This is a genomic window from Flavobacterium sp. RSSA_27 (genome assembly GCF_051547125.1).
In the GTDB taxonomy this organism is placed as follows: domain Bacteria; phylum Bacteroidota; class Bacteroidia; order Flavobacteriales; family Flavobacteriaceae; genus Flavobacterium.
This window is the reverse complement of record NZ_JBPTTN010000008.1, coordinates 108975-121840: the sequence shown is the minus strand read 5'-3', so window position 1 is coordinate 121840 and position 12866 is coordinate 108975. Positions and strand designations below refer to the sequence as shown.

10 protein-coding genes are annotated in these 12866 nt (G+C 35.5%); 5 read left to right on the top strand and 5 right to left on the bottom strand.

Going from position 1 to position 12866, the window contains the following annotated elements; genetic code table 11:
• Positions 1–17: 17 nt before the first annotated feature.
• The 3 genes from ACSVH5_RS12250 to ACSVH5_RS12240 all read right to left on the bottom strand — a co-directional run bounded on the left by ACSVH5_RS12250 (position 18) and on the right by ACSVH5_RS12240 (position 3174).
• Positions 18–707, bottom strand: a complete 690-nt coding sequence (locus ACSVH5_RS12250; protein WP_438061701.1) for an anaerobic ribonucleoside-triphosphate reductase activating protein — start codon at positions 705–707, stop codon at positions 18–20.
• The gene (gene nrdD, locus ACSVH5_RS12245) at positions 691–849 is read right to left on the bottom strand and encodes an anaerobic ribonucleoside-triphosphate reductase (protein WP_438061700.1); all 159 of its coding nucleotides are present in this window, start codon (positions 847–849) and stop codon (positions 691–693) included. Before nrdD ends, ACSVH5_RS12250 begins: the two co-directional genes overlap by 17 nt.
• Positions 850–1065: 216 nt before the next feature.
• On the bottom strand, positions 1066–3174 hold the full coding sequence (locus ACSVH5_RS12240; RefSeq protein WP_438061699.1) for a ribonucleoside triphosphate reductase: 2109 nt from the start codon (positions 3172–3174) through the stop codon (positions 1066–1068).
• A 393-nt stretch (positions 3175–3567) separates the two neighbouring features.
• Here ACSVH5_RS12240 and ACSVH5_RS12235 point away from each other — a divergent pair, with 393 nt between their 5' ends.
• Complete coding sequence (locus tag ACSVH5_RS12235; protein ID WP_438061698.1) at positions 3568–4494, top strand: glycerophosphodiester phosphodiesterase family protein; 927 nt, start codon at positions 3568–3570, stop codon at positions 4492–4494.
• A 66-nt stretch (positions 4495–4560) separates the two neighbouring features.
• Here the strand turns inward: ACSVH5_RS12235 and lysS are convergent, their stop codons facing one another.
• Positions 4561–6264, bottom strand: a complete 1704-nt coding sequence (lysS, locus tag ACSVH5_RS12230) for a lysine--tRNA ligase (protein ID WP_438061697.1) — start codon at positions 6262–6264, stop codon at positions 4561–4563.
• Positions 6265–6509: 245 nt separating this feature from the next.
• Here lysS and ACSVH5_RS12225 point away from each other — a divergent pair, with 245 nt between their 5' ends.
• From ACSVH5_RS12225 to lipB, 3 genes are all read left to right on the top strand, one after another.
• Positions 6510–7247, top strand: a complete 738-nt coding sequence (locus ACSVH5_RS12225) for a hypothetical protein (protein ID WP_438061696.1) — start codon at positions 6510–6512, stop codon at positions 7245–7247.
• Positions 7248–7393: 146 nt separating this feature from the next.
• Positions 7394–8137: a hypothetical protein gene (locus tag ACSVH5_RS12220; protein ID WP_438061695.1), complete on the top strand. Its 744-nt coding sequence runs from the start codon at positions 7394–7396 to the stop codon at positions 8135–8137.
• An 11-nt stretch (positions 8138–8148) separates the two neighbouring features.
• Positions 8149–8856: a lipoyl(octanoyl) transferase LipB gene (gene lipB / locus ACSVH5_RS12215; protein ID WP_438061694.1), complete on the top strand. Its 708-nt coding sequence runs from the start codon at positions 8149–8151 to the stop codon at positions 8854–8856.
• A 28-nt stretch (positions 8857–8884) separates the two neighbouring features.
• On the opposite strand, the gene ACSVH5_RS12210 is transcribed toward lipB, so the two are convergent.
• Entirely contained in the window at positions 8885–9544 is a 660-nt protein-coding gene (locus ACSVH5_RS12210) for a ribonuclease HII (protein WP_438061693.1), read from the bottom strand.
• Positions 9545–9741: 197 nt separating this feature from the next.
• On the opposite strand from ACSVH5_RS12210, the gene ACSVH5_RS12205 reads away from it, so the two are divergent.
• A complete protein-coding gene (locus tag ACSVH5_RS12205; protein WP_438061692.1) occupies positions 9742–12843 on the top strand; it encodes a SusC/RagA family TonB-linked outer membrane protein in 3102 nt (1033 codons plus the stop codon).
• Positions 12844–12866 lie beyond the last annotated feature (23 nt).

Genomic DNA, 12866 nt, shown 5'->3' with positions numbered 1-12866 from the left:
GCGCTATCGGGGTGATTTTAATTCCGAATTACTAATTGGATCGTTACGGTCGATAATTCTTCTACGTTGATTTCTCGTTGTGAATAACCCATTTTTTCAATGGTGGGCGCGTCATTGACAAAATACTGTAGGTAATAATTGCCTTGATAGCCTTTTTGTTCCAAAAAATTAACCATGTCTCGAAGGTTTTCTTTTGAGATTAACTCAGAGTGGATGGTGGTGCGTACTTCGAAGGGTACGGAATGGTGAAGCAACAAATCGAGCGATTGTTCGAAAGGAGCAAACAAATCCGATTGGGTTATCTTTTCGAAAGTGTAGGGCATGGCTTTGAAATCCAATGCGACATAATCAATGGTTTGTTGGTCGATAAGGGTTTGGAGAACTTTGGGTTGAGAGCCGTTGGTGTCAATTTTGACTAGAAATCCCATTTTTTTGACGGTTGCAATGAACTCGATACTCTTTTTATGCAACAAGCATTCGCCACCGCTAAAGACTACAGCATCGAGTAGGTTTTTTCGAGTTTGTAGAAAATCTAGGGCGTGTTGAAAGCTGAGTTTCCCTTTTCCCAACACAATTTCGGGGTTGTAACAATACAGACAACGCATGTTGCAGCCTGCAAACCAAAGTATGCAGGCCGACTGATGCGGATAATCTAGTAAGGTAAAAGGCGTTATGCTGTAAATGGGCGTGCTAGCACTTGCATTCATTAAAATGGATGCGTTGTTTGTGTTCTCCTTTTTTTCCAATGTTGAAACTTTCTACGGGACGATGATAGCCCATTACGCGAGTGTATACTAAACATTTGGTTCTGCGTTCTGGATGTTGTTCTAGAATGGGATGTGTTTTCATTATTTTAGGGTTTTAGATTGTTTAAAAGTTTAAGGTTTAAATTGTTTAAAGTTGTTTAAAAGTTTAAAGTTTTTGGATGTTTCCAAAAGGGCAATTTGTGGCTCTTTAGCCCCGATCGCAGTGAAAATCCTTTGCTGCCGGGGTTCGGCAGCAAAGATTGTAGCGGAGAGCGGGACGGTGTTTCCTGAAAAAGCCTTTGCTTACTGCTCCGTATAATTATAAGGCTTGTGCTTCTTTTTCTTTTTCGAGAATTAGGGCTTCGTCGCATTTTGGGCAATACTCGTGTTCGCCGTTTAGGTAGCCGTGTACGGGGCAAACGCTGAATACGGGAGTCACGGTGATATAGGGCAATTTGAAATTTGAAATTACTTTTTTGACAAATTGTTTGCAGGCTTCGGATGAGCTGATTTTTTCGCTCATATAAAGGTGTAATACGGTGCCGCCGGTGTATTTGCATTGCAATTCGTCTTGCAGACAAAGGGCTTCGAATGGGTCTTCGGTGAAATCGGCTGGAATTTGAGAACTATTCGTGTAATAGATATTGTCTCCTTCTCCCGCTTGATAGATGTCGGCAAAGCGTTTCTTGTCTTCTTTAGCAAAGCGATACGTGGTTCCTTCGGCTGGTGTGGCTTCGAGATTGTAAAGGTTTCCGGTGCTTTCTTGGAATTCTTTCATTCGGTTTCGGATGTGTTCCAAAATTTCGGCTGCCAGTTCGATTCCGGTTCTAGAGGTGATTTGGTCTTGTTTTTGAGTGAAATTGACAATCATTTCGTTGATTCCGTTGACACCAATGGTAGAAAAATGATTTCTGAAATGCGACAAATAGCGTTTGGTGTAAGGGTACAAACCGCGGTCGTACATTTCTTGAATAAAGACTCTTTTTTTCTCTAAAGTTGATTTGGAAAGGTATAAAAGATGGTCTAATTGTTCTAGCAAAGCGGTTTTATTTCCTTGATACAAATAGCCCAATCGCGCCATATTGATGGTCACAACTCCAATGCTTCCGGTCATTTCGGCACTTCCAAAAAGACCATTACCGCGTTTGAGTAATTCGCGTAAATCGAGTTGGAGGCGACAGCACATACTACGAACGGCGTTGGGTTTGTAGGCATTAGGGTTTTCTTCTTTGTTGCCGTTTTCGTCAAGAATGTATTGGCTTCCAATGAAATTTTGGAAATACGACGACCCAATTTTAGCGGTATTTTCGAATAGCAAATCGGTGTTTTCTCCATTCCAGTCAAATTCTTCGGTGATATTTACGGTTGGAATTGGAAAAGTGAAAGGTTGTCCGTTGGCATCACCTTCGGTCATTACAGTATAATACGCTTTATTGATGAGGTTCATTTCTGGCTGAAAATGCTCGTAACGCAACTCGGTTAACGTTTTCACTCCACGCGCTTGTGCACGAAGTAATAGGTCTTCATTGGTTATTTTGTCAAAAAAATGAATGTCTTTTCGGGTTGGAATTTGAGTTTTCAAATCTTCGGGAACGACCCAGTCCAAGGTAATATTGGTAAACGGTGATTGTCCCCAACGCGCTGGCACGTTTAAGTTATAGACAAAACTGCGAACGGCTTTCAGTACATCATCAAAGGATAAATTGTCTTTGAACACATAAGGCGCTAAATAGGTATCGAAGGAGCTGAAGGCTTGTGCGCCGGCCCATTCGCTTTGAAGAATTCCTAGGAAATTAGCCATTTGTCCCAGAGCTTCTCTAAAATGCGAGGGTGGTCTGCTTTCTACACGTCCGCGAACACCATTGAATCCCTCGTTGAGTAAGACTCTCAAACTCCAACCTGCGCAATAGCCCGTAAGACAATCCAAATCGTGTATGTGAATATCGCCATTTCGGTGGGCGTATCCTTCTTGTTTGCTGTAGACTTTGTCTAGCCAATAGTTGGCAATTATTTTTCCAGCTACGTTGTTTACCAAACCAGCATTGGAGTAGGAGGTATTGGCATTGGCATTGATTCTCCAATCGGTTTGTTCAATGTATTCTTCAATAGTTTGCGTGCTGTCTACATAGGTGGTGTCTTCGTTAAGTCCGTTGATGTGTTCGCGTTGTAACTTTCGTGTATGTCGAAAGAGCATAAACGAACGCATCACATCAAAATATTGTTTTTCAAAAAGGGTTTTTTCTATGCAATCCTGAATTTCTTCTACGGCCCAAGTAGTTTTAGATTGAAGTTGTTCGAAAACACTATCTACTACTTTCTCGTCTATTGCCAATTGAACACTGTTGAAACTTTTTTCAATGGCATCTTTGATTTTGAATTCCTCAAAAGGTCGGTATTCTCCGTTTCGTTTGATTACATATTTTTCCATAGTTTTTTGAAAGTTTAAGTTTGTGTTTGTTGTTATAAATGAATAAGTGTTTTAATAATTAGTTAGATTTCAGAAGTTTAATTCTGAGATAGCCAACCAATTTTGTTTTTTGTTGTAAACAAATTAAAATCAGTTGTTTATGTGAGTTGCGGAATTTGTATTTGGTAGTGCTATTTTACGTCTAAATGCAAAATAGCGACCTGATATTTATCATATTTTACGTTTTTTTATGCTCTTTTATTAACCGTCCTGAAGCCTTGTTTTGCGGTCTTTTTAGTTGTTTTTTGAGGTAGATTGTTGATAAGTTACTTTGTTATTCTTTTATTAACTTTAAAAAAAAGAGACTCGACAACGAATAAGAATAGGTATTTTTGTTGGTTCAAAATCTATGCAATGAAGAAGAATGTCATACTAGTTTTTTTATTTTTATTATCCTTAAATGGGATTTTTGCTCAAACTAAGGAATACCGAATACAATTTAAAAGAGGAAAAGAATTGCAAAAGTTCTTGACGTATTCTAAAAAATCATACCCTTTGGTAAGCGCGCATAGAGGAGGACCAACAGTAGGTTTTCCAGAAAATTGCACTCCAACTTTTGCTAATACGATTCAGTATAATCCAGCAATAATCGAAACCGATATTGCATTATCCAAAGATTCGGTTTTGGTAATGATGCATGATGATAAGTTAGATAGAACCACGACAGGAACGGGATTGATTGGCAATTACACGTACAAAGAATTACAAGATTTTTATCTAGAAGATACCCAAGGCAATCCAACTCCGTACAAAATAGAGACCTTGGATGAAGTATTGCAATGGGGGAAGGGAAAAGTAATTTACACGTTGGATGTAAAACGAGGAGTTCCTATGCGAAAAGTAATCGATGCAGTGCGTCGAAATAAGGCAGAAGCGTATTCCGTAATCATAACCTACAACGCCAATCAAGCAGCAGAAGTAGCTCGTATGGCTCCCGATTTGATGATTTCTGTTTCTGCAAGAGGAAAAGAGGATGTAGAACGTATGGAAGCTTTGGGTGTAAAAGCAGAAAAAATGGTCGCCTTTGTAGGAACTTCGGACCCTAAACCAGAAGTATATGCCTATTTACATAGTCGTTCAATCGCTTGCATCTTGGGAACAATGGGCAATATTGATAAAAGCGCTGCTGCAAATGGCGATGGATTGTATTATCAATTAATAACCAATGGTGCTACTGTTTTATCTTCGGATAGGAGTAAAGAGGTTGGTATACAATTAGCAAAATATGCAAAAGACAATAAGCTGCGCTCGAAGCATATTAAAGAAGAAGTAAAAATGTAATTTGAATATAAAAATAAACCCGATAATAGGTCATATTATCGGGTTTATTTTTATATTAAGAAAAGATTACTCTTTCAATCGACAAGCTTTAACATCACCATCAACCACAACTTCGGTCATTCCAAGTGCAGAAAGGTTTTTCATAGCTTTGTCCCATTTTTTACCACTCAATTCGGATTTGATTTTTAGTAAACTAAATTCCATTTGATTGTCATTGGCTTGTAAAATGGCAACAATTACTTTTTCATCAGCTTCTAACTCTACGGTAGCTTTTTTCTTTTCTGGTCGCATTTGTGGGAACAAAAGCACTTCCTGAATAGAGGCGTTATTGGTCAAGAACATCATCAAGCGGTCCATTCCAATTCCTAATCCAGAGGTTGGTGGCATTCCGTATTCTAATGCTCTCAAGAAATCTTCGTCAATAGTTCCGTTCGCCTCATCATCTCCTTTTTCGGCCAAACGCATTTGGTCTTCAAAACGCTCTCTTTGGTCAATAGGGTCGTTCAATTCTGAGTAGGCATTGGCGATTTCTTTTCCGCAAACCATCAATTCGAAACGTTCAGTCAATTCTGGATTATCGCGGTGTTCTTTACATAATGGCGACATCTCTTTTGGATAATCAGTAATGAACGTTGGCTGAATATAATTTCCTTCGCATTTTGCTCCAAAAATTTCATCAATCAGTTTCCCTTTACCCATAGTTTCATCCACTTCAATTCCCATTCCTTTGGCTGCTTCAAACAATTCAGCTTCGCTTTTTCCAGAAATATCAAAACCTGTGAAGTGTTTGATAGCATCGGTCATTGTTACACGAGCATAAGGCGCTTTGAAATTGATAGTGTGCTCGCCAAAAGTTACTTCGCTTGTTCCGTTTACTGCTGTTGCGCAATATTCTAATAATTGCTCTGTAAATTCCATCATCCAGTTGTAGTCTTTGTAGGCTACATAGATTTCCATAGCGGTAAATTCAGGATTATGAGTTCTGTCCATACCTTCGTTACGGAAATTTTTTGAGAATTCGTAGACACCATCAAAGCCACCAACGATTAGTCTTTTCAAATACAATTCGTTGGCAATTCGCATATACAATGGAATGTCTAGAGAGTTGTGATGCGTAATAAAAGGTCTCGCTGCTGCACCACCAGGAATGGATTGCAAAACAGGAGTTTCTACTTCTAAATACCCAGCTTCGTTAAAGAAGGTTCTCATTGCAGTGAACAATTTCGTTCTCTTGATGAAGGTTTCTTTTACGTGTTGGTTTACGGTCAAATCTACATATCGCATTCTGTAACGCAATTCGGCATCGTTGAACGCATCGTGAATTTTTCCCTCTTCGTCGATTTTTGGTAATGGTAACGGACGTAAGGTTTTGCTCAAAAAGGTAAATTCATCTACACGAATACATTGTGCACCCACTTTGGTAGTAAACAATTCTCCTTCAATACCAATAAAATCACCTAAATCGGTTAATTTTTTGAAAACTTGATTGTATACTGTTTTGTCTTCTTCTGGGCATAAAACATCGCGATTTACGTACAATTGTATACGTCCTTCGCTATCTTGTAATTCAGCAAAACAAGCTTTTCCTTGATCTCTAACGCTCATTAAACGTCCTGCCACAATAACTTTCTTGCCTTCTTCAAAACTTTCTTTTATTTGTTTTGAAGTATGATTTACAGGAAAAAGTTGTGCAGGGTAAGGGTTTATTCCTAAATTACGTAGGCTTTGTAGTTTTTCTCTTCGGATAATTTCTTGTTCTGATAAGGCCATTATGTTCTGAATTTTAAGTCTGCAAAGATAAGAAAAGAATGCAGACTTCAGATTTTAGATTTTAGATTTTTTGGAGCACCACTTTGGTTTTTCAAGACCAGTCGTCCTGCTCTTCGCTATATTTTTTTCTTTTTAAGAAAAAAGCAAAAGGAGGCCATTGCGGTTAGGGCTATTTTAGGGAATTATGTTTTTCATAACATTTAACTATAAGATTATTCTGTATATTCGAATTTTAATTTTTTTATATGAGAATCGGATATCATCATTTTATTTTCTTTTTGCTGTTTTTTTGTGCTAGCTGCCAAGTAACCGAAACCATCCATTTTAATGAAGACGGTAGTGGAACTATCTCGGTCGAAATGCTTCGAATAGAGCAGAGTTATCAGCAATTGGCAGGAGAGGAATATAACAAAAACGAAGTTTTTGAAGACACTACTTATGTTTTTGATGATTATATTTCAAAATATTCAGCAACTTTTTCTAGGCTAACACCTGAAGATAAAGCCGTTTTTAATGCATACAAAGGCGTGAAAGTGCACATTAAGAAGAATTCTTTTGAAAAGGAATTCAGAACCATTTTTACACAAAATTTTCTTCAAGCCAATCAAATCGCCGATTTATACAAAACACAAGAATATGTTAGTGATTTGGTACATAATTATGCGCTAAGTGCCGAAGAACATTATTATAAAATAGCTTTTGTTTTTACTGAAAATGAATTTAAAAGAATAGTAAGTGTTAAAGATGAACAGGAGTTTAAAAAAAAACGAGAGAAAATTGTAGCAATCAAATCAGGTTTACCTCAGAAGAATTTATATCAAAAAATAACCTTGCATTATCATTTTACAAAAATGATAAAATCAGTTTCAAACCCTAATGCCAAAGTCAGTCCTGATAAGAAATCAGTTGAAATAACTTTTGGATTGCTCGAAAGTTTATTTGATCCCATTAGCACATCAGTTGTAATCGTTTTTGAAGAATAATTGGATGGATTAATAAAGATTTTTTCTTCTATAAAGTGTGCCACGGGTTTTAGTATCTTTGGCACATATAAAAAGATTGATAGGAAATAGATACTTGTATATTATTGTAGCATACTTTTTTCCATTTTCACATAAAAATAGTACATATGAAATCGATAAAGTTTTTAATCTTGGGAATGGCGTTGCTATTAACAAGTTGTACGGTTACAGAGAATATTTACATAGAAGCTGATGGTTCGGGAAAATTCAATGTGGATTTAGATGGTTCAAGTTTAATGGCAATGATGCCTAAAGATTCTCTTAGAACCGAAAAGAATGTTGATTCTATTTTTACTTTCAAACAGCTTATGGAAGAAAATAAAGATAGTATTGTCAAATTATCAATTGAAGAACAACAATTATTTAAAAAATTGGAAAATTTTAGCATGCGTATGCAAATGAATCAAGAGCAAAAGCAGTTTTTGTTTTCGTTGCAAACTAATTTCAAGAACGTCTCAGAGTTACAAGATGCAATGGTTGCTATTACTACAATGAGTTCACTTCAAAACAAACTCAATAAAACGAATGAGTTTGCTGCGGGTGTTTCTGCGGATGGTTTTGCGAACAACAATGCGGTTGTATCTTATAGTTTTAAAGGAAATAAATTTAAACGAACTGCTACTTTGAATACCTCTAAAAAAGTAGTACAAAATGAGGAAGCGGCCGAAATGAATAAAATGATTTTTGCTTCTTCCAATTATATAATAAAGTATCATTTTGCAAAACCTGTTAAGAAAGTTTCTAATGCTGCCGCTATGTTTAGCGAGGACAGAAAAACCATTACCATTCAATACCCCTTTTCAGAATATATGGATGCCCCAGAAAAAATGAATATTGAAGTAGAATTTTAGAAAATAGATAAATGAATAAAAAAATCCAACTTCAAGATTTAGGCAGTAAAGATTATAAGGCAACTTGGGAATACCAAGAAGAATTGTTCAAAGGAATCGTTGATTTGAAAGTTCAAAATAGGAGAGAGGAAACAAATTTTCCAACGCCTAATTATTTGCTTTTTGTAGAGCATCCACATGTATATACCTTAGGGAAAAGTGGCGATATGAGTAATTTGCTTTTAAATCAAGAGCAATTAGAAGCAAAGGGTGCTACTTTTTATAAAATCAATCGTGGAGGAGATATTACGTATCATGGGCCAGGGCAAATTGTGGGATATCCTATTTTAGATTTAGAAAATTTTTTTTCAGATATACATAAATATTTGCGATTTCTCGAAGAAGCTATTATTCTGACCTTACAAGAATATGGTTTAGAATGTGGTAGAAGCGAGGGAGAAACGGGTGTTTGGTTAGGTGTTGGAACTCCATTTGCAAGGAAAATTTGTGCCATGGGAGTGCGTGCTTCCCGTTGGGTAACTATGCATGGATTTGCTTTAAATGTAAATGTAGATTTAGGCTATTTTGATAATATCATTCCATGTGGCATTCGAGGTAAGGCTGTTACCTCTTTGAATGTAGAACTTGGAGTAGAAGTTGTAGATGAGAATGAAGTGAAATCAAAAATCCTAAAGCACTTTGCATCGATGTTTGATTGTGAGTTTATAGAACAGCACTAAATAAATAGAAAGAATCATAGTTCTAAGTTTATAAATCTAAACTGAGTTGTTCAGGCAATAATCTGAAACTCATTCTGTGGTATTTGGTTACACCGTATTTTTTTATGGCTTCCCGATGTTCTTGAGTAGGGTAGCCTTTGTTTTTTTTCCAATTATACATAGGAAATTCTTCATGAATGCGATTCATGTATTCGTCCCTGTATGTTTTAGCCAAAACTGATGCAGCAGCTATACTTAGGTATTTTCCATCTCCTTTTATGATACTCGCATTGGGTATTGTACTTAAAAAACGAATTTCTTCCTCAGAAAATATTTTTACTCCTTTTTTGATAATTCCTCTTTTGGGTATAAAAGGAGCATTACCATCAATTATCACAGCTGATGGTTTTGGGTTCAACTTTACTACACATTCTTGCATAGCTTTTATAGATGCATTTAGAATATTGATTTCATCGATTTCATTGGGTTCAATATGTGTAACAGCATAACTGATTGCTTTATTTTCTATAATTATCCTAAGTTTTTCTCGTGTTTTTTCTGTTAATTGTTTGCTATCATTAAGTAAAGAGTTTTTGAAATGCAAAGGAAGTATTACAGAAGCAGCAGTTACAGGCCCTGCTAAACACCCTCTACCTGCCTCATCACAGCCCGCTTCTATATTATTTATGAAAAATTTAAGACATAACATATCTAATAAGTTTTAACAAAAAGAAAGAAAATTATTTTGATTTTATTGGATAAAAAAATACAAAATAAAAAAAAAATTAAAAATATTGTGAAATATGTTTTTTTATTATTCGTAACTTAACTATCTTTAAATCAGTAATTTGTGAAATTTGTAATTTATTGTGAGTTTTGCAGCAAGACAATTAAAACGACGATATCATGAAATTAAAATTAAAATGGATTTTTTCTTTATTGATAATTTTATCTATGCAAACAATAGTAGCACAAGACAAAATTATTAATGGTAAAGTTTCAGACAAAACTGGACCAATCCCTGGAGCAAATGTAGTTATAAAAGGTACTTCTATTGGCGTTCAAACGGATTTAGATGGACTTTTTGTAATAAAAGCAAAAACTGGAGATGTATTGTTGATTTCTTATTTAGGAATGCAAGACAAAGAAGTTACAATTGGTTCTAACTTAAATTTATCAATTAATCTCGAATCCAGTACCAAAGAATTAGAAGAGGTGGTAGTAGTTGCTTATGGTAAGCAGAAATCAAAAGAGATAGTGGGTTCGGTTGTTACGGTTGGAAAAGACGTTTTAGAAAAGCAACAAGCAACAAGTGTTTTGTCGGCCATTCAAGGAAGTGTAGCTGGGGTTAATGTTATTACTTCCGGTGGACAACCTGGAGATAATCCTTCTATTAGAATAAGGGGAATTGGATCTATTAGTTCTTCTTCAGAACCCTTAATTATTTTGGATGGTGCACCATATAATGGAAATATTAATTCAATTAGTTCGGATCAAATTGAATCCATGAACGTCCTCAAAGACGCTTCTTCTACTGCTTTGTATGGATCGAGAGGATCTAATGGGGTGATTATCATTACTACTAAAAAAGGTAAAATAAATGCACCAACAAGTGTTACAATCAATTCGGTTATCGGGGTGGGTAGTAATGCTGTAAGAATGCATGAATTGCTATCTACCGATCGTTTAATGCAATTAACTTGGGAAGCTAGAAGAAATGTTTTTCAATTTGCAAGTGGGCAATCTCCAACTGTAGCAGGAGCAAACGCTTCTGCAGGTTTAATTTCAGCTTTAAAATATAATCCGTATAAAGTTGCAGTGCCAGTAGATGCTAATGGAAATTTAGTGACTTCTGATAAATATTGGAACACGGATTGGGAAAGTACTTTAATTAATAATGCTGCAATACGAAGAGAAAATTCTGTTGGAATCAATGGAGGAAGTGATAATACTACTTATGCTTTTTCTGTAAATAATTTAGATCAAGATGGTGCTTTAATGACCTCAAATTTCAAAAGAACTTCTGTTCGATTAAATATTGCTACCAAAATTAATAAAACGATAAGCGCAGGATTGAATATGGGATATACCAATTCTCTGCAAAATTATCCAACACAAAATGGTAATTCTTTCCAAAGCCCAATACAATGGATCTATTCTGTGTCATCTATTTATCCAGTTTTCCAACACGATGCAAATGGTAATCTTGTTTTGGACTCTTTTGGTAAAAAAACCTATGATTATGGTGGAGGAACAGGGTCTTTGAATTCTAACCGACCCATGTTGCAAAACGAAAGTGCTATTGGGGCTTTGTATAATTATACAGTAAGAAATACCCGTGATGATATGACATTAAATGGATATATTGGGTTAGACATAACCGAAGGTTTATCCTTTAAGACAACGGTAGCTTTTCAAAAGTATTTATTTGATAATTACAATTATAACTCTCCTTTATATGGTAATGCATCGTCTGTAAAAGGAAGAATAACTCAAAATAGAGATATTTCCACATCTACTAACATAACCAATAGTTTAAATTATAAAAAGGCCATTGGAGATCATACATTTTCTATAGATGCAATTCAAGAAGCCTATTCCTTCAAAATTGATGCGATGTATTCACGTGGTGAAGGATTTTTACCAGGAGTTGATGTAAACGATGGTGCTACAAAACCAGTTGGTGTCGGAGGAAGTATTAATGAAGAAAGACTAGCTTCTTATTTAGGTAGAGCATCTTACAATTACAAAAATAAATATTTTATTGAAGGATCTTATAGAACAGACGGTTCCTCTCGTTTTGCTGAAAAAGTGAGATGGGGTAATTTTTATTCTATTGGAGGTGCATGGAGTATCAAAGATGAGGATTTCTTAAAAGATAATAATGTGATTAGCTCCTTGCGTTTAAAAGGGTCTTATGGTGAGCTTGGTAACAATAAAACATCTTCTTATTTCCCTTACGAACAATTGTATAATGTTGGTTTCAGTGAATTGGGAAATATTGGAATTTCATTAGGAAATCCAACTGATAGAAATTTAACTTGGGAAAAAACAGCCTCTGCAAATATTGGTTTTGAAGCTGGACTTTTTCATAACAGAATTAAATTTGGTGCCGATGCCTATCAGAAAAAATCTATTGATTTAATTTATGCAATACCAGTGGCCCCTTCTACAGGAAATACGACTTATTTGACCAATGCAGGTTCATTAAGAAACTATGGATTAGAGGTGTTTTTTAATACAGTGAATGTTCGAAATAATGATTTTATGTGGACATCTGATTTAAATTTTTCTTTTGATAGAAACGAAATTTCAGAATTGACACAATCTTCAGTTATTGTTGGAACAAAACGTTGGGAAGTAGGGCGTTCTATATATGATTTTTGGATGCAAGAATGGGCTGGAGTAGACCCAAATACAGGTAGAGCTATGTGGTATGCTCCTGGTGTAGATAGCAACGGTCAACGCAATACAACTTTTTCTTATGCAGCAGCTGAAAGAAGATATACTGGAAAATCTTCTTTGCCTGATGTAGTCGGAGGATTTAGTAATTACTTCAAATACAAAAATTTTGACATGAACATTTTATTCAATTTTAGTTTTGGAGCCTATGTTTATGATTCATCCTATGCTGGATTAATGTCAGGTTTGAAGGATCCCGGACGCCCTGGTCATGTTGACTTAGAAGATCGTTGGCAACAACCCGGAGATATCACTAATGTTCCTTATTTGTATCAAGCTAATAATGATTTTGCTTCAACTTCTACTCGTTTCTTATTTAAAAATGATTATATCCGATTGAAAGCTTTAAATATTGGATATAACATGAATAAAGAATTAATCAATCGACTAGGAATGAATAATTTGAGATTGTATCTTCAAGGAGACAACTTGTTTACTTGGCAATCTCATAAAGGAATTGATCCAGAACAAAGTTTTGATGGGGTTACAGATAGTAGATCCTATAACCAAAGAATTGCCTCTATCGGAATGAAAATTGATTTTTAAAGAATAAATTCTGTACTTTTTAG

What these genes read in the sequence shown, in the direction of transcription:
- ACSVH5_RS12235 (WP_438061698.1), top strand. Translation starts at nt 3,568, where the DNA reads ATGAAGAAGAATGTCATACTAGTTTTTTTATTTTTATTATCCTTAAAT.
- ACSVH5_RS12250 (WP_438061701.1), bottom strand. Translation starts at nt 707, where the DNA reads ATGAATGCAAGTGCTAGCACGCCCATTTACAGCATAACGCCTTTTACC.
- lipB (WP_438061694.1), top strand. Translation starts at nt 8,149, where the DNA reads ATGAATAAAAAAATCCAACTTCAAGATTTAGGCAGTAAAGATTATAAG.
- nrdD (WP_438061700.1), bottom strand. Translation starts at nt 849, where the DNA reads ATGAAAACACATCCCATTCTAGAACAACATCCAGAACGCAGAACCAAA.
- ACSVH5_RS12210 (WP_438061693.1), bottom strand. Translation starts at nt 9,544, where the DNA reads ATGTTATGTCTTAAATTTTTCATAAATAATATAGAAGCGGGCTGTGAT.
- ACSVH5_RS12220 (WP_438061695.1), top strand. Translation starts at nt 7,394, where the DNA reads ATGAAATCGATAAAGTTTTTAATCTTGGGAATGGCGTTGCTATTAACA.
- ACSVH5_RS12240 (WP_438061699.1), bottom strand. Translation starts at nt 3,174, where the DNA reads ATGGAAAAATATGTAATCAAACGAAACGGAGAATACCGACCTTTTGAG.
- ACSVH5_RS12225 (WP_438061696.1), top strand. Translation starts at nt 6,510, where the DNA reads ATGAGAATCGGATATCATCATTTTATTTTCTTTTTGCTGTTTTTTTGT.
- lysS (WP_438061697.1), bottom strand. Translation starts at nt 6,264, where the DNA reads ATGGCCTTATCAGAACAAGAAATTATCCGAAGAGAAAAACTACAAAGC.
- ACSVH5_RS12205 (WP_438061692.1), top strand. Translation starts at nt 9,742, where the DNA reads ATGAAATTAAAATTAAAATGGATTTTTTCTTTATTGATAATTTTATCT.